This is a genomic window from Rhizobium sp. GN54, from assembly GCF_021026345.1.
GTDB lineage: Bacteria > Pseudomonadota > Alphaproteobacteria > Rhizobiales > Rhizobiaceae > Mycoplana.
In genome coordinates, this window is record NZ_JAJNCZ010000004.1 from 338246 (window position 1) to 359798 (window position 21553).

The 21553-nt window shown below is 65.0% G+C and carries 18 protein-coding genes; 9 read left to right on the top strand and 9 right to left on the bottom strand.

Annotated features, from left to right (window positions below):
- The first annotated feature begins 59 nt into the window (after positions 1-59).
- Positions 60-608 (top strand): Pycsar system effector family protein, encoded by a 549-nt coding sequence (locus LQK81_RS13580; RefSeq protein ID WP_412178774.1) that lies wholly within the window; start codon positions 60-62, stop codon positions 606-608.
- Positions 609-677: 69 nt separating this feature from the next.
- Here LQK81_RS13580 and cpdR1 read toward each other — a convergent pair whose 3' ends face one another.
- On the bottom strand, positions 678-1040 hold the full coding sequence (cpdR1, locus tag LQK81_RS13585) for a response regulator CpdR1 (protein ID WP_112593707.1): 363 nt from the start codon (positions 1038-1040) through the stop codon (positions 678-680).
- A gap of 188 nt (positions 1041-1228) precedes the next feature.
- Here cpdR1 and LQK81_RS13590 point away from each other — a divergent pair, with 188 nt between their 5' ends.
- Both LQK81_RS13590 and hisN read left to right on the top strand, forming a co-directional pair.
- The gene (locus LQK81_RS13590; RefSeq protein WP_230806893.1) at positions 1229-2110 is read left to right on the top strand and encodes an N-formylglutamate amidohydrolase; all 882 of its coding nucleotides are present in this window, start codon (positions 1229-1231) and stop codon (positions 2108-2110) included.
- A 321-nt stretch (positions 2111-2431) separates the two neighbouring features.
- Positions 2432-3205 (top strand): histidinol-phosphatase, encoded by a 774-nt coding sequence (gene hisN / locus LQK81_RS13595; protein ID WP_230806894.1) that lies wholly within the window; start codon positions 2432-2434, stop codon positions 3203-3205.
- 24 nt (positions 3206-3229) lie between these two features.
- Here the strand turns inward: hisN and LQK81_RS13600 are convergent, their stop codons facing one another.
- The gene (locus LQK81_RS13600; RefSeq protein WP_230806895.1) at positions 3230-4192 is read right to left on the bottom strand and encodes an alpha/beta fold hydrolase; all 963 of its coding nucleotides are present in this window, start codon (positions 4190-4192) and stop codon (positions 3230-3232) included.
- A 446-nt stretch (positions 4193-4638) separates the two neighbouring features.
- On the opposite strand from LQK81_RS13600, the gene LQK81_RS13605 reads away from it, so the two are divergent.
- A complete protein-coding gene (locus LQK81_RS13605) occupies positions 4639-5100 on the top strand; it encodes an Hsp20 family protein (RefSeq protein ID WP_230806896.1) in 462 nt (153 codons plus the stop codon).
- A 73-nt stretch (positions 5101-5173) separates the two neighbouring features.
- Here LQK81_RS13605 and LQK81_RS13610 read toward each other — a convergent pair whose 3' ends face one another.
- Positions 5174-6172, bottom strand: a complete 999-nt coding sequence (locus LQK81_RS13610) for a bile acid:sodium symporter family protein (protein WP_230806897.1) — start codon at positions 6170-6172, stop codon at positions 5174-5176.
- 107 nt (positions 6173-6279) lie between these two features.
- On the opposite strand from LQK81_RS13610, the gene LQK81_RS13615 reads away from it, so the two are divergent.
- Positions 6280-7137, top strand: a complete 858-nt coding sequence (locus LQK81_RS13615; protein WP_230806898.1) for a LysR substrate-binding domain-containing protein — start codon at positions 6280-6282, stop codon at positions 7135-7137.
- A gap of 7 nt (positions 7138-7144) precedes the next feature.
- Here the strand turns inward: LQK81_RS13615 and LQK81_RS13620 are convergent, their stop codons facing one another.
- Positions 7145-8197, bottom strand: a complete 1053-nt coding sequence (locus tag LQK81_RS13620; protein WP_230806899.1) for a threonine aldolase family protein — start codon at positions 8195-8197, stop codon at positions 7145-7147.
- A gap of 556 nt (positions 8198-8753) precedes the next feature.
- On the opposite strand from LQK81_RS13620, the gene gltB reads away from it, so the two are divergent.
- From gltB to LQK81_RS13635, 3 genes are read left to right on the top strand one after another with little or no spacing between them, the layout of a single operon-like run.
- Positions 8754-13475, top strand: coding sequence for a glutamate synthase large subunit (gltB, locus tag LQK81_RS13625; protein ID WP_230806900.1), 4722 nt, complete (start codon positions 8754-8756; stop codon positions 13473-13475).
- A complete protein-coding gene (locus LQK81_RS13630; protein ID WP_230806901.1) occupies positions 13472-13642 on the top strand; it encodes a hypothetical protein in 171 nt (56 codons plus the stop codon). The genes gltB and LQK81_RS13630 overlap by 4 nt, the downstream gene beginning before the upstream one ends.
- 16 nt (positions 13643-13658) lie before the next feature.
- Positions 13659-15116 carry a glutamate synthase subunit beta gene (locus LQK81_RS13635; protein WP_230806902.1) on the top strand — a complete coding sequence of 486 codons (1458 nt, stop codon included), beginning with the start codon at positions 13659-13661 and terminating at the stop codon, positions 15114-15116.
- A gap of 119 nt (positions 15117-15235) precedes the next feature.
- Here LQK81_RS13635 and LQK81_RS13640 read toward each other — a convergent pair whose 3' ends face one another.
- The 4 genes from LQK81_RS13640 to LQK81_RS13655 form a co-directional block, all read right to left on the bottom strand.
- Positions 15236-15652 carry a VOC family protein gene (locus tag LQK81_RS13640; protein WP_230806903.1) on the bottom strand — a complete coding sequence of 139 codons (417 nt, stop codon included), beginning with the start codon at positions 15650-15652 and terminating at the stop codon, positions 15236-15238.
- Positions 15653-15699: 47 nt separating this feature from the next.
- Positions 15700-16164 carry a T6SS immunity protein Tdi1 domain-containing protein gene (locus tag LQK81_RS13645; RefSeq protein ID WP_230806904.1) on the bottom strand — a complete coding sequence of 155 codons (465 nt, stop codon included), beginning with the start codon at positions 16162-16164 and terminating at the stop codon, positions 15700-15702.
- Positions 16165-16218: 54 nt separating this feature from the next.
- A complete protein-coding gene (locus LQK81_RS13650) occupies positions 16219-17421 on the bottom strand; it encodes an SGNH/GDSL hydrolase family protein (protein ID WP_230806905.1) in 1203 nt (400 codons plus the stop codon).
- A 178-nt stretch (positions 17422-17599) separates the two neighbouring features.
- Positions 17600-18823, bottom strand: coding sequence for a lytic murein transglycosylase (locus tag LQK81_RS13655; protein WP_230806906.1), 1224 nt, complete (start codon positions 18821-18823; stop codon positions 17600-17602).
- Between the two features lie 203 nt (positions 18824-19026).
- On the opposite strand from LQK81_RS13655, the gene galU reads away from it, so the two are divergent.
- Positions 19027-19914, top strand: a complete 888-nt coding sequence (gene galU, locus LQK81_RS13660; RefSeq protein ID WP_230806907.1) for a UTP--glucose-1-phosphate uridylyltransferase GalU — start codon at positions 19027-19029, stop codon at positions 19912-19914.
- A gap of 92 nt (positions 19915-20006) precedes the next feature.
- Here galU and LQK81_RS13665 read toward each other — a convergent pair whose 3' ends face one another.
- Complete coding sequence (locus LQK81_RS13665; protein ID WP_230806908.1) at positions 20007-21491, bottom strand: outer membrane beta-barrel protein; 1485 nt, start codon at positions 21489-21491, stop codon at positions 20007-20009.
- Positions 21492-21553: the final 62 nt, after the last annotated feature.

A 21553-nucleotide genomic window follows, 5' to 3' on the forward strand; every position in this document is an offset into this window, starting at 1 on the left:
TCATTGCTGTATTAACAGGGAAACACTTGAAAACGGGCTGAAAACGGGGCGACAAGTTCATGACGGGCATCGGAAATAGCTTGAAGGACGGCAGTATCCCTGTAGAGACGGATGAGGGTTCGATTTCCATCGAACATTTCAACCACATCAAGAAGGTGAACGACGTCTTCTACGACCAGCTCAGGTCGGCGGACCAGAAGGCGGCCTATATCTTTACCTTCATGCTGGCGTTCCTGATGTGGTCTGCCGAAGGTCAGGGCGTCTTCCAATTGTCGCGATACACCGGCAGTGCGCATCTGTGGGCGGTGGCGTCCGCCATCCTTGCCGCATCCGTCGTCCTTACCATCGTCTGCGCCATCCTCGTCGTGCTGCCGCGCCGGGCCGAGCACTGTACCTCGCTGTTCTGGGGCGCATGGAAGGAGCAGCGCGGCCGCCTGCTCGCCGCCAGTGCGGCGGGCGACATGGGCTATCTCTTCGGGCAGTACGTGGAGAACGCCGATGCGATGGCGAAGCTTGCGCTGGACAAGTACCGCATGGTGCGCTTCGCCTTCCGCGGTCTGCTTCTGACCGTGATCGCCTATGTGGCGCTGCTGCTCCTGCGGCAATAGAAATATGCCGCGCACCCGTCCGGGCCGCGGCACTCAAAGAGACAGATTTTCCTGCAACAGGAGCGGCGCTCAGGCGGCCAGCATCTTGTTGACCTCGTCGACGAGGTCGCGCAGGTGGAACGGCTTGGAGAGGACCTTGGCGTCCTTCGGGGCCTTGGAGTCCGGGTTCAGCGCAACGGCTGCGAAGCCGGTGATGAACATGACCTTGAGATCCGGATCCAGCTCGGTGGCGCGGCGGGCAAGCTCGATGCCGTCCATCTCCGGCATGACGATGTCGGTCAGAAGCAGCGAGAACGGCTCCTCGCGAAGCCGGTCATAGGCGCTCGCTCCGTTGTCGTAGGAAGTGACCTTGTAGCCGGCGCGCTCGAGAGCCTTCACGAGAAAGCGGCGCATGTCGTTGTCGTCTTCGGCGAGGAGGATCTTGAAACTCATGTACGTGGGGGCCGTTACTGCTGGTTGTTCTGCCGGTGCGGCGGTTCAGGTACGAAATAACGATTCCGGTAAAAATCCGATGAACGGACGAATCGCGGCCTCGTTGCGTCGTGGCGACTATGGACACGGGTGGCTGCGGCTGGCAACATACAGGACATCGCGATCTTGTCATATGGTAAAGGACCGAAATGGCTCCGGAATTCAGCGAGAAAGGCCTCTTCGAGGTCCTGGAGCCGGCCTCGCAGACGCTTCCACTGGTGTTCAATTCTCCCCATAGCGGGCGCGCCTATCCACAGGGATTTATCCGTGATTCGCGGCTGGATGCGCTTTCGATCCGCCGGTCGGAGGATCACTATGTGGACGAGCTTTTCGGCGCAGCGACCGAACTCGGTGCGCCGATGCTCCTAGCCCACTTCCCGCGTGCCTTCCTCGACGTCAACCGCGAGCCGTACGAGCTCGACCCGCGCATGTTCGAAGGCTCGCTTCCGCCCTATGCCAATGTCTCTTCGATGCGGGTCGCCGGCGGGCTCGGCACGGTGCCGCGGGTGGTGGCCGAGAACATGGAGATCTACCAGCGCCGCATGCCGGTCAGCGAGGCGCTGGAGCGGATCGAGACGATCTACAAGCCCTATCATGCCTGCCTTCGCAGCCTGATCGTGCGCACGCACCTGAAATTCGGCTTCGCCGTCCTGGTGGACTGCCATTCCATGCCCGGCAACATCCGCATCGCCGGCGGCGAAAAGCCGGATTTCATCATCGGCGACCGCTATGGCACCAGTGCCGCCGGCGACCTGTCCCGCGCCGTCGTCCGCCTGTTCGAGGACATGGGCTTCGTCGTCGCCCGCAACAAGCCCTATGCCGGCGGCTTCATCACCGAGCACTACGGGCGGCCCGCCAAGGGGCTGCATGCCATCCAGATCGAGGTCAACCGGGCGCTCTACGTGGACGAGACGACGTTGCGGAAGAAGCCGGAATTCGAGGCGGTCCGGGCGGGGATCGCCTGGGCGCTCGCCGAACTGTCCGGTTATGTCGAGAAATATGCCTCCGACAGCGCCCTTGCGGCAGAGTGAGGGCCGGGCGCACGCCCGAGCGTGCTGAACGCCCCTTGCCTTGAAACATTCCCGTCAAAAAAAACCGCGCTGTGGGCGCGGTTAAGTCTAGGGAGGAAACACCCAAGGAGGGTATTACAGTCACGAGTGACTGTAGCCGAACCATAATATTGCGCTGCACAATTGTCAAGCATTTCCAGACAGGGACCAATTTTTCGGCAATAGGCCCGCATCGCCCGGTCCCGACGGCAGGCCTCGTCCGGGCGATGCACCTCCGGAACGGTTCCGTTTTGCCCCGTCTTGCTCTAAGGACGATCGACCTTCGCCAAATGTGAGATTACCATGCTTCCCGATCGCGCCTTCTTCGACCTCCTCGCCGATGCCGCCAAGGCCGAGACGCTGCCGCGCTTCCGCGTCGGCGCCCATGTGGTGAACAAGGAGGAGGAGGGCTTCGATCCGGTGACGGAGGGCGACCGTGCCGCGGAGGCTGCGATCCGTGCCGTGATCACCGAGCGTTTTCCCGAGCACGGCATTCTCGGCGAGGAGCACGGTTCGGTGGGGCTCGACCGGGAGTATGTCTGGGTCATCGATCCGATCGACGGCACGCGCGCGTTCATTTCAGGGGTGCCCGTCTGGGGAACGCTGATCGGCCTCTACAGGAACGGCCGGGCGGTGATGGGGCTCGTCGACCAGCCGTTCACCGGGGAGCGCTATTTCTCCGACGGCAGCCAGTCGTTCTACAGTGGCCCGGAAGGCGAACGCGTCCTGAAAACCCGCGCCTGCGCGGGCCTGTCGGATGCTGTCATGTTCACGACGTCGCCGCACATCTTCGTCGACGGCGACCGCCAGCGCTACGAGGCGGTGCAGGACAAGGTGCGGCTGTTTCGCTACGGCGTCGATTGCTACGCCTATGCGCTGCTGGCCGCCGGCCATGTCGATCTCGTCATCGAGACGTCGCTGAAGGCCTATGACGTCGGCGGTCTCATCCCGGTCATCGAGCAGGCGGGCGGGATCATCACCGACTGGGACGGCGGGCGCGCGGAGATGGGCGGCCGGGTGATCGCGGCCGGCAGCCGCGCCGTCTACGACGAGGCGATGGCGATCCTTCGCAGCTGACCGGAGCCCGGTCGAAATCCCGGCTTACGCGCCGAGTGCCGTCTGCTCCGCCTGGCTTCCGGGGATGAAGGCCTCGATTGCCGCCATCGCCTGGGCGCGGTAGCGGTCTGCCTCGCTGAAGAGTTCGTGGCGGGCGCCGTCGATCTCGATCAGGCGGCCGGCGCGAAACTTCCTGGCGAAGGCGTTCAGCGTCGAGCGCGGCACAATCGGGTCCAGCGTCGGGCAGAGCACAAGCGTGGGGATGCGGATGCGGGTCAGGTGTTCCTGGCGCGAGACGCGGGCGATGGCGGACAGCGATTCCTTAAGCCAGCGGGCGGTCGGCTGGCCGAGGGTCAGGTCCGGAAATGCGTTGCAGATCGCCATGTTGCGCTCGAAGCGGCGGCGGTCGCCGGTCAAGGCATTGCCCTCGAACGGCGGCGCCGGCGGATGCTTGCGGAAGGTGCGACCGCCGAGCTGGAAGAAGCTCGCCGTATTGGCGATCATGGTGATCGAGCGCTGGCTCATCACCTGGCCGGCCAGCGCCAGGAAGGGCGCGGCCAGTACCATGCGGTCTATCCGGCTCTCCAGTTCGGGCGCCCGCGACAGGGCGACGAGCGCGCCCATGGAATGGGCGACGATGAAGAACGGCAGGCGCGTGTCGGGAAGGACGACCTGTTCGAGGAAATGGTTCAGGTCGGCCTCGTAGTCGGAAAAGCGGACGACATGGCCGCGCAGCGGATCGCCGAGCATGCGGCCGGATCCGCCCTGTCCACGCCAGTCGAAGGTCGCGACCCAGAGCCCGCGCGCCGTCAGATCGTTGATGGTCTCGAAGTATTTCTCGATCTGTTCGCTGCGCCCCTGGAGCAGCACGACCGTTCCCTTCGCCTCGCGTGCGGCCGAGCGGAAGACGGCATAGCGGATCTTCACGCCGCCCCTGCCTTCGAAGAAGCCGGTGAAGTGATTGTCGGGAACGGGATTGTCGGGTGTTGCGAAAAGGAGTTCGTCCATGTCCGGGCCGGGCTCGGGAAGCGATTGCACACGAGGGTAGGGGCTCGTCCGGTTCGCGTCAAAGAAAAAAGCCGGCCATGCGGGACGCGGGGGGCGTCTGCGCAAGCCGGCTAGAGTGACCGGGGTGGAAGGGACGTTTCACTCCGGCGGCGGAAGATCGCGCTTCCGATGGTGACGGTGTATCCGGCGGCAGGTGAACGGAGCCGGAAGACCGCGTTCATCGGCCGTTCAGACGGTACGGAGGGGATCCGTGGCCCGGTTCCGAACGGCGCGGGCAGGGGGCTTGAACTGCCCGGCGGGTATCACCATCTCAACCCTGCGGGCGCCGGAAAGGGCCTGCTGACGGGCAATCACTGCCAATCGGGGTGAGCCCTTGGAACCGACCGGCACCCTTGAAATCAGGTGTCGGTTTCGATCGCAAACACGTTGCTCAAATGGAGGACACCATGCGTCACTTCGATTTCTCCCCCCTCTACCGCTCCACCGTCGGCTTCGACCGCCTGTTCACGATGCTCGACAGCCTCGGCCAGCCGGACCAGGGCCAGAGCTACCCGCCCTACAATATCGAGCGCACCGGCGAAAACGCCTACCGCATCACCATGGCGGTTGCCGGTTTCGATGAAAGCGAGCTTTCGATCGAGGCCCGCGAGCATGTACTCACCGTCAAGGGTGAGAAGGCCGAGGAAAACGGCGACCAGCCGCAGTTCCTCTATCGTGGCATCGCCAAGCGCGCCTTCGAGCGTCGCTTCCAGCTCGCCGACCATGTCGAGATCCGCGGCGCGCAGCTGAAGAACGGCCTGCTCCACGTCGATCTCGTCCGCGAGATCCCGGAAGCCGCCAAGCCGCGCAAGATCGAGATTGCCGCGGCCAGCCGCGAGCCCAAGCAGATCGAGGCCCAGTCCGCCTGACGAACTTTCCTGATCCGGACATGCGAACGGCGCCCGAAAAGGCGCCGTTTTGCGTTGGGGGATCAGTCGTTCCTCAGGCCGCGGCTGCGGCGGCCAGCGCCTCCTGTTCCTTCGCCCGCTGGCGCTCGGCATATTTCTGCGCGATCACCGCGCAGGCCATCAACTGGATCTGGTGGAACAGCATGACCGGCAGCAGGATCGCGCCGACCGGCTGGCCGGCGAAGATCGCATTGGCCATCGGAACGCCGCTCGCAAGCGACTTCTTCGATCCGCAGAAGACGATGGTGATCTCATCCTGCCGGGAGAAACCGAGCAGGCGGCTGCCGTAGAAGGTGATCAGCAGCACGGCGGCAAGCAGGACGATGTCGATGACAACAAGCGTGGCGATGTCGCCGGCCGAAAAGGTGCGCCAGATGCCCTGGATCACGGCTTCCGAGAAGGCGAGGTAGACGACCATCAGGATCGAGCCGCGGTCGACGGGGCTGAGGATCTTCTTCTTGCTGCGGATCCAGTCGCCGATCCAGGGCTCGAGCAACTGGCCGAGCACGAAGGGCGCCAGCAGTTGCAGCAGGATCTTCTGCAGGGCATCCCAGGAAAAGCCGCCGTGGCCGCCGATCGAAAACAGCAGGCCGACGAGAAGCGGTGTCAGGAACATGCCGACGATGTTGGAGGCCGATGCCGAACAGATCGCCGCCGGCACGTTTCCGCCGGCCATGGAGGTAAATGCGATCGAGGACTGGACGGTCGAGGGCAGGACGCAGAGGAAGAGGATGCCGAGATAGAGCGGCCCGGGCAGAATCGATTCGGGCAGAAAGCCGATCGCAAGGCCGAGCAGCGGGAAGACCGCAAAGGTCGTCAGCATGATGACAAGGTGGAGGCGCCAGTGGAGCATGCCGGCGACCACGACGTCGCGGGACAGGCGGGCGCCATGCAGGAAGAACAGAAGCGCGATGGCGAGATTGGTGGCGATCGAGAAATAGTCGGCCGCAACGCCGCTCACCGGCAGCAGCGAGGCGAGGATGACGGTGCAGACCAGCATGATCGTGAAGCGGTCGGGCAGGAAGCGGCTCATGCTCTGGTATTCCCTTTGGCTGTCGGAGTCCCTTGGTTTCGGCTTTACCCCTCGCTCATCATGAAGCAGGATGCAAACACTAACAGTTATCGCATTTTAGGATAACCATGCTGAACCTGACCTATCTCAACAGCTTCGTCATGCTGGAGCAGACCGGCAGCTTTACAGCGGCTGCCGAGCGGCTCGGCATCGGCCAGTCGACCATGACGCAACATATCCAGCGGCTGGAGAAGGCGCTCGGCCGCCAGCTCGTCTTTCGCGATACCCATCATGTCAGGCTGACCGGCGAGGGGGAGGCGCTGCTCGGCCACGCCCGCAGCATGCTGGACCTCAACGGCAAGGTGACGTCGCTCTTTTCCGAGAGCCGCCTGCGCGGGCGACTGCGGCTCGGCGTCTCGGAGGACGTGGTGGCGAACCGGCTGACGGCGATCCTGGAGGATTTCATCCGGCTGCATCCATTCGTCGACCTGGAGCTGACCGTGGCGCTGAGCGCAGTGCTCTACCAGATGCAGGAGGCCGGTGACCTCGACCTGGTGCTTGCCAAGCGGCACGCCGGCGAGACGCAGGGGCGGCTTCTCTATCGCGAACCGCTGGTCTGGCTGGCGCGCGATCCGGACCTGGTGCTGTCGCGCGGCGGCGCCCTGCCGCTGATCGCCTTTCCGGCGCCCAGCATCACCCGCAGGGCGGCGCAGGAGGCGCTCGACCGGGCGAGGATCGCCTGGCGGATCGTCTGCACCTGCGGCAGCCTCAGCGGGCTGACGGCGGCGGCGCGCGCCGGCATGGGGGTGCTGGTACAGCCGCGCAGCATGGTGCCTCCGGGGCTGAAGGAGATTCCCGCCGACCGCCTGCCGCAGCTCGAGGACGTCGAGTTCATGCTGATCCCGCGCCGCGGGGCCGATGCGGCGCTGACGGAGGCGCTGTCCAGCCTCATCGTCGCCCGCATCCTGCCGCACGGGGCGGACTGATGCGCGCTCAGCGCGTGCAGACGGACAGGAAGCGGTCGACCTCGTCTTCGGTCGTGGCAAAGCTGGTGACAAGGCGGATCATCGTCTCGTCGCCGGCCATGGTCTCGCGGATCCCGGCCGGCGCCGGCCAGTCGTAGAAGACGGCGCCCTCGTCCCGCAGCGCCTGCAGGGTCGCGTTCTTCAGGATGGCGAAGACCTCGTTGGAGCCGGTCGGCCAGGCGAGGCGGGCGGAATTCGCCGCGGCGAAGCCGTCTGCCAGTCGCGACGCCATGGCGTTCGAATGGCGCGCGAGCGCGAGCCACAGCCCATCTCTGAAATAGGCGTCGAACTGGGCGGCTATGAAGCGGGACTTGGAGAAGAGCTGGGCGGAGCGCTTGCGCAGGTAGTGCATCTGGCGGGCGTGGGCGGGATCGAAAAGCACCAGCGCCTCGGCGCACCAGCAGCCGTTCTTGGTTCCGCCGAAGGAAAGAATGTCGACGCCGCGCTTCCAGGTCATGTCCGCCGGCGTGGTGTCGAGCGTCACCAGCGCATTGGCAAAGCGGGCGCCGTCCATGTGCAGGGGCAGCTTCGCATCGTGGGCGATCCTGCCGATCGCGGCGATCTCGTCCAGCGCATAGACCGTGCCGGCCTCGGTCGCCTGTGTCATGGTAACGGCCATCGGCTGGCCGCCATGGACGAAATCGGGCGGGAAGCGGCCGATCGCGGCCGCCAGCGCGTCGGGCGCCATCCGCCCCTCTTTCCCTGCGACGGAGACGAGCTTGGCGCCGGTCGCGAAAAACTCCGGCGCGTTGCACTCGTCGACGTTCACATGGGCCTCGGCGTGGCAGAACACCTGGCCGCCCGGACGGTTGTAGCTTGCAAGTGCCAGCGAATTGGCGGCCGTTCCGGTGCCGACGAAGAAGACGGCGACGTCGTGCTCGAAGATCTCGCTGAAGGTGTGCTCCACCTTCCTGTCGAGGTCGCTTGCGCCATAGGCCCTGGCGAAACCGCCCGCGGCGTCGCTGAGGCTGCGGGCAATCTCGGGATGGGCGCCGGCCCAGTTGTCGGAGGCGAAATACATGCGGTTCTTCCGGCTCGGCCGGCTCCAGTGTCATCGATCGGTGCGACCATAGACGAGCACGGGCACCGATCAACGGGATCCGGCGGCGAAACGGTGGCAAAACGGTGACGGGACGCGATTTTGGAATTAACTGAAACCTTCGGTCGCGCACTCGTAATTAAGTTTCAAAAGAGGTGTGCAAGTCGCAATTTTTCGTCATTTGATGTTAAAATTTTGGCCAGATGCCCTTGCGGCGCCGGGTCGTTTCTGGCATAGAGCCTACGAAATAGGACAGTCTTGCTGTCCTATTTCGGTCAGGGGGACCGAAACGATGTCCGATCTCTCGCTTCTTGCGGGTGTTCGGCCGTGATGCAAGTGCCGCGGATCGCAAGTCGATCGCGAATGCCATGCAGATTGCGACGGTTTCTGACGTTTATGCCTCGCCGGGCCGACTTCAGTTTGCCGCCCGGTACGGTTCATGCAACGATGATGCCCGTGGGGCCGGACTGCAAGACGCAGACGGTCGGCACGCGGGCAAAAGCCTGCCCGCATTGCCCGGGCCACAGGAGGAAAGACGATGGCGGAATTCGCGTCGAAGAGTTTTGGTTTGAACCGCGCGCAGACGACTGCGACGGACGCCAAAACGACGGCGCGACGCGTCGGGCTTCCGAAAAAACAAGGGCTGTACGACCCGCGCAACGAGCATGACGCCTGCGGCGTCGGTTTCGTCGCGCACCTGAAGGGCCAGAAGTCGCACCAGATCGTCAAGGACGGGCTGTTCATGCTCGAGAACCTGACGCATCGCGGCGCCGTCGGCGCCGACCCGCTGATGGGCGACGGTGCCGGCATCCTCGTCCAGATTCCGGACCGCTTCTTCCGCGAGGAGATGGCCAGGCAGGGCGTCACCCTGCCGAAGGCCGGCGAATATGCCGTCGGCCACATCTTCATGCCGCAGGACGAGACGCTTGTCGCGCACTTCATGAAGGTGATCGAGGACGTCGTCGCCGAGGAAGGCCAGGTGCTGCTCGGCTTCCGCGACGTGCCGGTCGACAATTCCTCGCTGTCCAAGGCGCCCGAGATCGCCGCCACCGAACCGAAGCACGTGCAGATCTTCGTCGGTGCCGGGCGCGACGCCGCCTCGACCGCCGAGTTCGAGCGCCGCCTGTTCACGCTGCGCAAGGTGATCTCCAACCGTATCTATGACGAGTACCAGGGCGAGGAGAGCGGCTTCTACCCGGTGTCGCTGTCGTCCTCGACCATCGTCTACAAGGGCATGTTCCTGGCCTACCAGGTCGGCGCCTACTACAAGGACCTGGCCGATCCGCGCTTCGAGAGTGCTGTCGCACTCGTCCACCAGCGTTTCTCGACCAACACCTTCCCGTCGTGGAAGCTGGCGCATCCCTACCGCATGGTCGCCCACAACGGCGAGATCAACACGCTGCGCGGCAACGTCAACTGGATGGCTGCCCGTCAGGCGTCGGTGTCCTCGCCGCTGTTCGGCGACGACATCACCAAGCTCTGGCCGATCTCCTACGAGGGCCAGTCCGATACCGCCTGTTTCGATAACGCGCTCGAATTTTTGATCCGCGGCGGCTATTCGATGGCGCATGCTGTGATGATGCTGATCCCGGAAGCCTGGGCCGGCAACCAGCTGATGTCGCCCGAGCGGAAGGCCTTCTACGAATATCACGCCGCGCTGATGGAGCCGTGGGACGGCCCGGCCGCGGTCGCCTTCACCGACGGCAAGCAGATCGGCGCGACGCTCGACCGCAACGGCCTGCGTCCGGCCCGCTACATCGTCACCGACGACGACCGCGTGATCCTCGCCTCCGAGGCAGGCACGCTGCCGGTCAAGGACGAGAACATCGTCAGGAAGTGGCGCCTGCAGCCGGGCAAGATGCTGCTGATCGACATGGAGAAGGGCCGCATTGTCTCCGACGAGGAGGTGAAGTCCGACCTCGCCGGCAAGCACCCCTACCGCACCTGGCTGGACAACACCCAGCTGATCCTGGAGGACCTGCGGCCGGTCGAGCCGCGGGCGCTGCGCCGCGACGTGTCGCTGCTCGATCGCCAGCAGGCGTTCGGCTACACGCTGGAGGACACCAAGCTCCTGATGTCGCCGATGGCGACGACGGGGCAGGAGGCGATCGGCTCGATGGGCACCGACACGCCGATCTCGGCGATGTCGAGCAAGGGCAAGCTGCTCTATACCTATTTCAAGCAGAACTTCGCCCAGGTCACCAACCCGCCGATCGATCCGATCCGCGAGGAACTGGTGATGAGCCTCGTTTCCTTCATCGGGCCGCGGCCGAACATCCTCGACCATGAGGGGGCCGCGCATGCCAAGCGCATGGAAGTGCGCCAGCCGATCCTGACCAACGGCGATCTGGAGAAGATCCGCTCGATCGGGCACACGGAAGACCGCTTCGACACCAAGACGCTCGACTTCACCTACGACATCTCGCGCGGCGCCGATGCCATGCCGGAGATGCTCGACCGCCTGTGCGAACGCGCGGAAGCGGCGGTGAAGGGCGGCTACAACATCATCGTGCTCTCCGACCGCCAGATCGGGCCGGATCGTGTGGCGATCCCGGCGCTCCTGGCGACGGCCGCCGTGCACCATCACCTGATCCGCAAGGGGCTTCGCACCTCGGTCGGCCTTGTGGTGGAGACGGGCGAGCCGCGCGAGGTGCACCATTTCTGCCTGCTCGCCGGTTACGGCGCGGAGGCGATCAACCCCTACCTCGCCTTCGATACGCTCACCGACATGCACAAGCGCGGCGAGTTCCCGAAGGAAGTGGACGAGAGCGAAGTCGTCTACCGCTACATCAAGGCGGTGGGCAAGGGCATCCTGAAGGTCATGTCCAAGATGGGCATCTCGACCTACCAGTCCTATTGCGGCGCGCAGATCTTCGATGCGATCGGCCTGTCGTCGGCGCTGGTCGACAAGTACTTCTTCGGCACGGCGACGACCATCGAGGGCGTCGGGCTGGAGGAGATCGCCCGCGAGACGGTCGCCCGCCACAAGGCCGCCTTCGGCCGCGACCCGATCCTGGCCAACACGCTCGACATCGGCGGCGAATATGCCTTCCGTATGCGCGGCGAGGAGCATGCCTGGACGCCGGACGCGGTCGCCTCGCTGCAGCATGCCGTGCGCGGCAATGCGCAGGACCGCTACCAGGAGTTCGCCGAGATGGTGAACGCCTCGTCGCTGCGCATGAACACGATCCGCGGCCTGTTCTCCATCAAGGGCGCGAGCGCCTGGGGCCGCGAGCCCGTATCGATCGACGAGGTCGAGCCGGCTTCCGAGATCGTCAAGCGCTTCTCGACCGGTGCAATGTCCTTCGGCTCGATCTCCAGAGAGGCGCACACGACGCTGGCGATCGCCATGAACCGGATCGGCGGCAAGTCGAACACCGGCGAGGGCGGCGAGGAAGCCGACCGCTACCTGCCGCTGCCTGACGGCTCCACGAACCCGGAACGCTCGGCGATCAAGCAGATCGCGTCCGGCCGCTTCGGCGTCACCACCGAGTACCTGGTCAATGCCGACATGCTGCAGATCAAGGTGGCGCAGGGCGCCAAGCCCGGCGAGGGCGGCCAGTTGCCCGGCCACAAGGTCGATGCGACGATCGCCAAGACCCGCCACTCGACGCCAGGCGTCGGCCTGATCTCGCCGCCGCCGCACCATGACATCTACTCGATCGAGGATCTGGCGCAGCTGATCTACGACCTGAAGAACGTCAATCCTGCGGCGGACGTCTCGGTCAAGCTCGTCTCCGAAGTCGGTGTCGGCACGGTTGCCGCCGGCGTCGCCAAGGCCCGTGCCGACCACATCACCGTTGCCGGCTTCGACGGCGGCACCGGCGCCTCGCCGCTGACCTCGCTGAAGCATGCGGGCTCGCCCTGGGAGATCGGCCTTGCCGAAACCCACCAGACGCTGGTGCTAAACGGCTTGCGCTCGCGCATCGCGCTTCAGGTCGATGGGGGCTTGAAGACCGGCCGCGACGTCGTCGTCGGCGCGCTTCTCGGCGCCGACGAGTTCGGCTTTGCCACGGCACCCCTGATCGCGGCAGGCTGCATCATGATGCGCAAGTGCCATCTCAACACCTGTCCGGTCGGCGTCGCCACGCAGGATCCGGTGCTGCGCAAGCGCTTCAAGGGCGCGCCGGAGCATGTGGTCAACTACTTCTTCTTCGTCGCCGAGGAGGTCCGCGAGATCCTGGCGTCGCTCGGCGTGCGCAAGCTCGACGAGATCATCGGCGCCTCCGAACTGCTGGAGAAGGAAGCGCTGATCTCGCACTGGAAGGCGCAGGGCCTCGACTTCAACCGCATCTTCCACAAGGTCGATGCGCCGAAGGAGGCAACCTACTGGACCGAGCGGCAGAACCACCCGATCCAGGACATTCTCGACCGTACGCTGATCGAGAAGGCCAGGCCCGCGCTCGAGAGCAAGACGCCGACCGCCTTCGAGGTCGACATCAAGAACGTCGACCGCTCGGCCGGCGCGATGCTGTCGGGCGAAGTCGCCAAGCGCTACGGCCACAAGGGGCTGAAGGACGACACGATCACCGTGCGCCTGAACGGCACGGCCGGCCAGTCGTTTGCTGCCTTCCTGGCGCGCGGCGTCACCTTCGACCTCGTCGGCGCCGGCAACGACTACGTCGCCAAGGGCTTGTCGGGCGGCAAGATCATCGTCCGTCCGCCGGAGACCTCGAAGACGGTCGCGGAAGACTCCATCATCGTCGGCAACACCGTGCTCTACGGTGCGATCGACGGCGAGTGCTACTTCAACGGGGTCGCCGGCGAACGCTTCGCCGTGCGCAATTCGGGTGCCGTGGCGGTCGTCGAGGGCGTGGGCGACCATGGCTGCGAATACATGACCGGCGGCGTCGTCGTCGTCATCGGCCAGACCGGCCGCAACTTCGCGGCCGGCATGTCGGGCGGCGTCGCCTATGTGCTGGACGAGGAGGGCGATTTCGCGCGCCGCTGCAACATGGCGATGGTCGAGCTGCAGCCGGTGCCGGAAGAGGACGACATGCTGGAGAAGCTGCATCACCACGGCGGCGACCTGATGCACAAGGGCAGGGTCGACGTGTCCGGCGACATGACCCGCCACGACGAGGAGCGGCTGTACCAGCTCATTTCCAACCACCTGCACTACACGGGCTCGAAACGCGCCAAGGACATCCTGGACAATTGGGCGGACTACCGTCCGAAGTTCCGCAAGGTCATGCCGGTCGAGTACCGGCGCGCGCTCGAGGAGATGGAGCGCATGAACATGGCCGAAGCAGCGGAGTGAGCGGCCGGGCGGCCATCATTCATCGGGTGATTTCAGTCGGCATCGCGGTCGCCGTCCCGGCGGCCGTCTTCTGGATGAACGGCGAAATCGGTTTGGAATTCATCGTACTGGGCGCGGCAATCGGATTTGCCTACTGGTACTGGGGACCTTCGGTTCCCCCGCTTTGAAGTGAGGAATACACTCGTGGGTAAGGTTACAGGTTTCTTGGAGATCGATCGTCAGGTTGCGAAGTATCAGCCGGCGTCGGATCGCATCCGCCACTTCCGCGAATTCACCATCCCCATGTCGGACCAGGAGGTCCAGAAGCAGGCCGCGCGCTGCATGGATTGCGGCATTCCCTATTGCCACGGCCCGACGGGTTGTCCTGTTCACAACCAGATCCCGGACTGGAACGACCTCGTCTATAGCGGCAACTGGGAACTGGCGATCCGCAACCTGCATTCGACCAACAATTTCCCGGAGTTCACCGGCCGCGTCTGCCCCGCCCCTTGCGAGGAAGCCTGCACGCTGAACCTCGAGGACATGCCGGTGGCGATCAAGACCGTCGAGCAGGCGATCGCCGACAAGGCCTACGAGATGGGCTATATCGTGCCGCAGCCGGCGACCGTGAAGACGGGCAAGAAGGCCGCCGTGATCGGCTCCGGACCCGCCGGCATGGCGGCGGCGCAGCAGCTCGCCCGCGCCGGCCACGAAGTGCATGTGTTCGAGCGCGAGACCAAGGCCGGCGGCCTCCTGCGCTACGGCATTCCCGACTTCAAGATGGAGAAGAACTTCATCGATCGCCGCGTCGACCAGATGCGCGGCGAGGGCGTCACCTTCCATTGCGGCGTCAATGTCGGCGTCGACAAGAAGATGGACGAACTGCTCGCCGAGTTCGACGCGGTGCTCTATTGCGGCGGCTCGGAAACGCCGCGCGACGCCGGCATCCCGGGCGTCGACTTCGCCGGTGTCCACGACGCGATGCCCTACCTCGTCCAGCAGAACCGCCGCGTCGGTCGCGAGAACATCGACAGCGTCGGCTGGCCTTCCGATCCGATCCTCGCCGGCGGCAAGCATGTCGTCGTCGTGGGCGGCGGCGACACGGCGTCCGACTGCGTCGGCACCGCCTTCCGCCAGGGCGCCGTCAAGGTGACCCAGCTCGACATCCGCCCGCAGCCGCCGGAAAAGGAAGACAAGCTGGCCATCTGGCCGTTCTGGGCCACGAAGATGCGGACCTCGTCCTCGCAGGCCGAGGGGGCCGTGCGCGAGTTCCAGGTCGGCACGCTCGAATTCGTCGGCGACGAGGACGGTGTGCTCACCGGCGTGAAGTGCTGCCAGGTGGACGATCGCCGCAAGCCGATCGCCGGCACGGAGTTCATCATCAAGGCCGACCTTGCCTTCATCGCCATCGGCTTCCGCGGCCCCTTCACCGACAGCGTTCTGGGTGACCTCGGCGAGCGGCTGACGATCCACACCGACAAGCGCGGCTCCTCCAACGTCGTCGCCAACGACCGTGACTACAAGACCTCGGTCGACAAGCTCTGGACCGCCGGCGATGTCCGCCGCGGCCAGTCTCTGGTCGTCTGGGCGATCCGCGAAGGCCGCCAGGCCGCGCGCGCGATCGACGAGGTGCTGATGGGCTCGACGACGCTGCCGCGCTGAGCGGGCAGGCATAGCCCAGCCTGAGCAATCGAAACCCCGCAAGCCAAAACGGCCTGCGGGGTTTTCCGTTTTCGAATGTGTGTCCCGGAGAGGCCTCCAGTGGCCGGCCGGCGGGCGCGTCAGGCGGAACTGGCAAATGCGATCAGGTTGCCGTCGGGGTCGGCGACGATGATCGTCTTCGTTCCCCATTCCTCGGTGCGCAGGGCCTGATGGAAGGTCGCGCCTGCGGCCTCGAACTCGGCCGCGAGTGCTGCCGCGTCCTCGACGATGATGGTTGCGCTCAGCGCATCGTCTTCACGGGCGCGGAAATCGGCGGCGAACGGTAGCTGGTGCACCTGGCGTAGGTTCAACTGCACGCCGTCACGGTAGACCTGCGCATAGTAGGGCGGATCGCCGTAGACGAAGGCGACGGTGAAGCCGAGCCGTTCGCCGTAGTAGTCGCAGGCGGCTTCGATGGCGGTGACGTAGAGCTGCGGTTCGACGGCGAGGAAGGTCGAGCGGTTGGTGGAAATGCCGTCTGGAGTTGGAAGTGCCATACACGTCTCCTGGGCGTTTGATCGATGTTGACCGTCGCGCGCTTGTCTCAGCCCACGAAATCTAGGTTGATAGTCGTTCCGTCTGGCAAATGCTTGGTCTGATTGTAGATATCACCGCAGAAAGATATCCATTCCAGCCAAGAGCAAAGCCACATATTGCTGACCGAGTACTCACCTCCGAATAGCGGAAGGGTCGTGAACGCGTAGCATTGCGAAGGGTTAGGTCTCATTCCAGCTTCCCAGCATGCTTCGACAAGCGGGCGTAACAGCCAGCCTTCATCGTCGAGAATACAGCTCTTCCGGAATTCGTCTTCAGACGATGCTATCTGAGAAATCGACCCTGCCGAAATCTCCAACATGTATACCGCACCGGATTCATCAGCCAAAAACAGATCGAGGCAGAGACTTGCGCCTAAGATCGTATAGTTCTTGGGTAAAATGTCCGTCCACGGAGTGAGATCTACACCGCGCACTTCATCGATCAAGAAATTTGGCGGCTTGGTGGTGCTCATGCTTGGTCCGTCAATAAACCCAACGAGTAAAAGGCTGTGGACCGTGGGACTGCATCAATTTCCCGCCGCGGCATTGATCGCCGGGCGGAGCTTGTCCATGCGGAAGTCGTCCACCCGGCCGGCGGGGGCTTCGGCGAAATCGCCCTTTTCGATCATCCGGTCCCGCGGGCTGCGGCCGCTCGCCTTGTCGGGCGCGTTGCCGCCCAGGAGGACCAGGCCGCCGTCGAGCGTGGGGTCGGTCAGGCTGATCGGCTGGGTCCTGAGGATATCGGCCGGATCGGCGGGGGCGGTGACCAGCATGTCGGATACCGCCTCGCCGCCCGGTGTCTGCCCATCCGTCGTCATGGCGTCGCCCAGCAGTCGGCGGATGTCCTTCTCGACATAGAAGGCCAGCTTGCGCTTGCCCGCCTTGGTCATCGAGATGCCGTCGGAGCCGCGCAGGCGCACCTGCTGGCCGTTGATGTCGGAGCCGGTGATGACGAACTTGCCGTCCTCGTCGACGAAGCCGTCCCAGATATCGATGAAGGTGCCGCCGGCCTTTTCTACCGCGCCGCGATAGACGGTGTTGAACGCGGACATATCGGCGGTCATCGACGCCGTCGGGAAGGCCGGCATGCCGACCCAGAGAAGCGGTACGTCCCTGGCGCGGATGTCGGTTGCGAGCTTCGCCACGCGGCGCGCATATTCCGCCGTCCAGGCCTCGCTACGGAACTTTTCCTTGACGCTGCCGATCGTCATCATCTGGCGGTCGTTGGCGCCGAGGCTCAGGACGACGACCGCCGGCTTCGTCTCGTCGATCAGCCTCGGAAGCTCCTGGTCCCAGTTGTAGTAGTCCTGGCGTACGAGGCCGGACGAACCGTTGGTGCGCGCCTCGATCGCCACCCCCGGCATCTGCAGGAAGGCCTCGGTCAGGCCGTCGGCGATGCCGCTTGCGACGAAATCGCCGACGATGAGAACCCGGCGGGCGTCGGCCAGTTTCTCGACCACGACGGGTGCTGCGGGTGCGGCCACCTGCGGCGCCTTCGTGCGGGTCTTCGGCTTCTGGCTCCGCGCCTGGTTGCGGCGAGGCTGCACCCGCTGTTGCATGCGCGGCTGCGCCTCCACGCGGGGCCGGCGGCGGAACCCGCCGAAGAGGAAATCGAGCACGGTGCGGCGCTGCACCCGTTCCTGCGCAACGGCGTCCGAATAGATCGCGGCCGGCGGCACGGCGATCGCAAGGCAGGCCAGAAGCACCAGCAGGCGGTGGATGCGTCCCATGCGCGGCGGGGTCCTCGTTGCTGTCGGAGCCGGGCACCCGGCATCCGTTTCAGGCGATCATCGCAAATTGCGCGGGATCGGGAAAGCGCCAATGCCCATGACGGGTGCTCCATGCCTGCGGCGCCGACGAATACGGGCGCCAATGGCGCCCGTCATGCAGTCTGCGACGAGGCTGGCGCTATTTCCGCAGGGCCTGCAGGAGGCGCGTGCTCGGCTGGCCGTCGGCCGTCAGACCGAGACGGCTCTGGACGGCCTCGATGGCGGCCTTGGAGCCGGAGCCGAGATTGCCGTCGACTTCTCCGTCATAGTAGCCGAGCTCCTTCAGCCGCGTCTGCAGCTCGAACTTCTCGGAAATGTCGAGGGCGCCGTCCGGGCGCGGCCAGCGCTGCTTCACGCCGCCGTAGCCGGCAAGCTGGTCGGCCAGCATGCCGACGCCCATGGCATAGGAGTTGGAGGCGTTGTAGCGCTTGATGACGAAGAAGTTGCGGGTCATCAGGAAGGCCGGGCCGTCCGCGCCGGCCGGCATCAGCAGTTCGGCGCGATCGCCGCCATTCCTGAAGCCGCTGCCGCTTGGGCGCTTGAAGCCGAGTTTCTGCCATTGCGCCAGCGTCTTCGTCTGGCCTTCGTAGGCACCGCCGCCGCGGGGTGTCACCACCTCGTAGCCCCAGGTCTTGCCCGGTTGCCAACCGTTCTTGTGCAGCAGGTTTGCCGCCGTCGCCAGCGCGTCCGGCACCGAATTCCAGATGTCGCGATGGCCGTTGCCGTCCGCGTCGACCGCGTAGAGCAGGTAGCTCGACGGGATGAACTGGGTATGGCCCATCGCGCCGGCCCAGGAACCGGTCATTTCGGAAGCGCGGATGTCGCCGTTCTGGATGATCTTGAGGGCGGAGATCAGCTGGGTGCGGGCGAACTTGGCCCGTTTCGGGTCGGCATAGGCCAGCGTCGCGAGCGCGCGCGGCACGTAGTGGAGGCGGTCCTCCTTCGAAAGCACCGCGCCGTAGTTCGATTCCATCGACCAGATGGCGAGCAGGATGTTGCGATCGACGCCATAGCGCTTCTCGACGGCGGCAAGCGTGCGGCCATACTTGGCGGCCATCTCCTGGCCGATCTTGACGGTGTAGGGGTTCACGCGCGAATCGAGGTAGTCCCAGATCTTGTGCTTGAACTCCGGCTGGTAGGCCGCCTTCTCGAGCACATCCGGATCCGGCGTCTTGACGCCCTTGAAGGCCTGCTGGTAGGTCGATTTCGAGATGCCGCTCTTGGCTGCTGTCGTGTAGAAGTTGGCGATCCATTTCTGGAAGCCGGCGTCGGCGTGTGCGGCCGTGGCGGGAACCAGGAGAGCTGCGGAGACGACAAGGGCGCGTGCGGAGCGAAGGAGCCTGGAGTTGCTAAGCTGATGCATCGGTCGTTGGTTTCCGTCTTTCGAAATTTCGACAGGGCGGAGCGGTAAGCTTCCGGTGGAAAGCTCAGCCTACAGACATGAAGTCAACAAATTCTTTACCATGGATTCCCCAGCACGTCTCTCTTTGCAAAATGATAGCAAATTGAAGCTAATGCAGCACACAGCATCCCACCGATGAGTGGTGGTACAAAACGAGGTTGATGATGGCCGAAAAGCGCAAGGTACGAAAAGCAGTGTTCCCGGTTGCGGGACTGGGAACGCGGTTCCTCCCCGCCACCAAGGCGGTTCCGAAGGAGATGCTGACCGTCGTCGACAAGCCGGTGATCCAGTATGTCGTCGACGAGGCGCTGGAGGCGGGCATCGAGCACCTGATCTTCGTCACCGGTCGCTCGAAGGCGGTCATCGAGGACTATTTCGACATCCAGGTTGAGCTGGAGCAGACGCTGCGCCAGCGCAACAAGACGGCGGAGCTGACGCTTCTGGACAGCATCCTGCCGGTCGCGGGTTCGACCAGCTTCACCCGCCAGCAGGAGCCGCTGGGTCTCGGCCATGCCGTCTGGTGCGCGCGCGATCTCGTCGGCAACGAGCCCTTCGCGCTGCTTCTGCCGGACATGATCATGAAGGCGCCGAAGGGCTGCCTGTCGGGCATGGTCGAGCTCTATGACCACGACGGCGGCAACGTCATCGCCGTGGAGGAATGCGCACCGGACCAGGCGCACAAATACGGCATCGTCGGCGTCGGCGAGACGGTCGGCGAAGGCCGCCGGATCACCGCGATGGTGGAAAAGCCGGCACCGGGCACGGCACCTTCGAACTTCTTCATCAACGGTCGCTACATCCTGCAGCCGGAGATCTTCTCGATCCTGGCCACCCAGGAGCGCGGCGCGGGCAATGAGATCCAGCTGACCGACGCCATGCTGAAGCTCCTGAAGGACCAGCCGTTCGCCGCCTATCACTTCAAGGGCGAGACCTATGACTGCGGCGCCAAGGACGGTTTCATCCTCGCCAACGTCGCCTTCGCGCTGGCGCGCGCCGACATCCGCCCCGCGGTCGAAGGCCCGCTGGCGTCGCTGCTCAAGGGCTTGAACTAAGCCGCCTGCCGTTCCGCGCCGTTTTCCGGCGCGGAACCTTCGCCGAGCCCGTGCGAGCCGGCTCGGCCTCTCTTTTCCGCAAAATCCAGGGCTCAACGGCGCAGGACAAGCCCCAGCCCGGCGCGGGTGACGCCGGTGTCCTCAGTGTTCTTCTGCGTCGTCAGTTCGTAGGAGACGTCGCCGCTCAGCGCCAGGTAACGGTTGAAATTCCAGGCGAGCCCGGTGCCGACGATGTAGACGTTCTGGTCGGATGCCGAAGCGGTCTGGAAATCGCGCCATTCGTAGGATCCGGTCAGCCGGGCGACAAGATTGCTGCGCACATCCTGGGTGATCTCGCTGCTTGCGAGGTAGGAGACGTAGCCGCTCTCGCCGGGCGCGGTGGAGGGTTCGATCGAGGTCCTGAGGCCCAGGTTGACGTTCGTGCCGCGCTGGGGCGACCAGTCGACCGCGCCGTCGGCGGCGAAGGCGTTGATGGCCTTCAGGCGGTCGTCGTCGTAGGTCTGGCGGTCGAAGCCGATGCCCAGTTCGCCCCGCAGCTTCTCGCCGAGATCGAACTCCAGGCCGGCACGGCCGGCATAGAGATCGCCGGAGCGGGCGTAGCCCGACGAATCGCGCTCCTCGTCATAGCGGACGCGTCCGCCCGAGGCCTCGATGAAGGGGATCAGTGCCGGCGAGATCTCGTAGCCGATCCTGGCGGTGAGAATGCCGGTGACGGTGTTGCGATCCTTCTGCGACAGTTCGGAGCCGTCCGACAGTTCCACGTCGCCATAGGTTTCGCGGTCGACCGTTCCGCCCAGCGTGCCGCGAATCAGGCCGAAGTCGCGCTGGATCCGCGCGCCGCCGCTGAACGTCTGCACCGCCGACTGCACCGCGGCGCCCGAGATGGCGTTCGGATCGGCCATGTCCTCCCGCTCCAGGCTGTAGCCGGCGGTGAGGTTGGCCGTCGTCTCACCGGAGAGGTCGAGCCGCAGGTCGGCGCCGATATCGACTTCGGGTTCGGTGTTGTCGCTGCTGGTGAAGTTGCGTTCGTAGGTGCCCGCGCCGTCGATCGTGAGCTGGTGGCGGGACCAGTCGGAGACGAGCGAGCCCCGCAGCGTGGTCGTGGAGAAGCTGCGGGTATCGGTCTGGTCGCCGGTCTTGGTGCGCTCGTAGCCGATGCCCTGCTCAAGTGTGGGCCGCAGCGTGAAGGTGCCGACGGCGATGCCCGGCGGATCCTCGGAATAGGGAATGGCGCCGTTGCGGAAGCCTTCGACGGAGCCGGTCGGCAGGTTCTGGCGGCCGGCATCCGGCGCCGTCTCGACGGCTCCGGTCTCGATCGCATCCGGGGCGGCCGGCGCGGCCGGGGCGGGCGTCTGGAACGAGGCGCCCTGGGGGCCGGCCGCAGCGGGGGCGCCCAATGCTTGCAGCGAAGCGTCCGAGCCGATGGGCTCGACGGTGCCGAGTGCGGACGGAGCTGCTTCCTGCGCCTGCACCGGGGAAACGCCGAGCAGCGCGGCGACGACGAGCGCGCCGGCAGCCGTGCGGTGCGGCGGCGCGGTCGGTCGCACCCTGTCTGGTCTGTCGTGCCGGTATGCCATGATGTTCGCAATGATTTCTGAAATTCCTAACCACAGGTAAAGCAACACGGTTAACGTTCGGT

Coding starts and splice junctions, on each gene's coding strand:
- LQK81_RS13640 (WP_230806903.1), bottom strand. CDS start 15,652: ATGGCACTTCCAACTCCAGACGGCATTTCCACCAACCGCTCGACCTTC.
- LQK81_RS13580 (WP_412178774.1), top strand. CDS start 60: ATGACGGGCATCGGAAATAGCTTGAAGGACGGCAGTATCCCTGTAGAG.
- galU (WP_230806907.1), top strand. CDS start 19,027: ATGGCCGAAAAGCGCAAGGTACGAAAAGCAGTGTTCCCGGTTGCGGGA.
- LQK81_RS13665 (WP_230806908.1), bottom strand. CDS start 21,491: ATGGCATACCGGCACGACAGACCAGACAGGGTGCGACCGACCGCGCCG.
- LQK81_RS13615 (WP_230806898.1), top strand. CDS start 6,280: ATGCTGAACCTGACCTATCTCAACAGCTTCGTCATGCTGGAGCAGACC.
- LQK81_RS13645 (WP_230806904.1), bottom strand. CDS start 16,164: ATGAGCACCACCAAGCCGCCAAATTTCTTGATCGATGAAGTGCGCGGT.
- LQK81_RS13590 (WP_230806893.1), top strand. CDS start 1,229: ATGGCTCCGGAATTCAGCGAGAAAGGCCTCTTCGAGGTCCTGGAGCCG.
- hisN (WP_230806894.1), top strand. CDS start 2,432: ATGCTTCCCGATCGCGCCTTCTTCGACCTCCTCGCCGATGCCGCCAAG.
- cpdR1 (WP_112593707.1), bottom strand. CDS start 1,040: ATGAGTTTCAAGATCCTCCTCGCCGAAGACGACAACGACATGCGCCGC.
- LQK81_RS13655 (WP_230806906.1), bottom strand. CDS start 18,823: ATGCATCAGCTTAGCAACTCCAGGCTCCTTCGCTCCGCACGCGCCCTT.
- LQK81_RS13600 (WP_230806895.1), bottom strand. CDS start 4,192: ATGGACGAACTCCTTTTCGCAACACCCGACAATCCCGTTCCCGACAAT.
- gltB (WP_230806900.1), top strand. CDS start 8,754: ATGGCGGAATTCGCGTCGAAGAGTTTTGGTTTGAACCGCGCGCAGACG.
- LQK81_RS13650 (WP_230806905.1), bottom strand. CDS start 17,421: ATGGGACGCATCCACCGCCTGCTGGTGCTTCTGGCCTGCCTTGCGATC.
- LQK81_RS13610 (WP_230806897.1), bottom strand. CDS start 6,172: ATGAGCCGCTTCCTGCCCGACCGCTTCACGATCATGCTGGTCTGCACC.
- LQK81_RS13605 (WP_230806896.1), top strand. CDS start 4,639: ATGCGTCACTTCGATTTCTCCCCCCTCTACCGCTCCACCGTCGGCTTC.
- LQK81_RS13620 (WP_230806899.1), bottom strand. CDS start 8,197: ATGTATTTCGCCTCCGACAACTGGGCCGGCGCCCATCCCGAGATTGCC.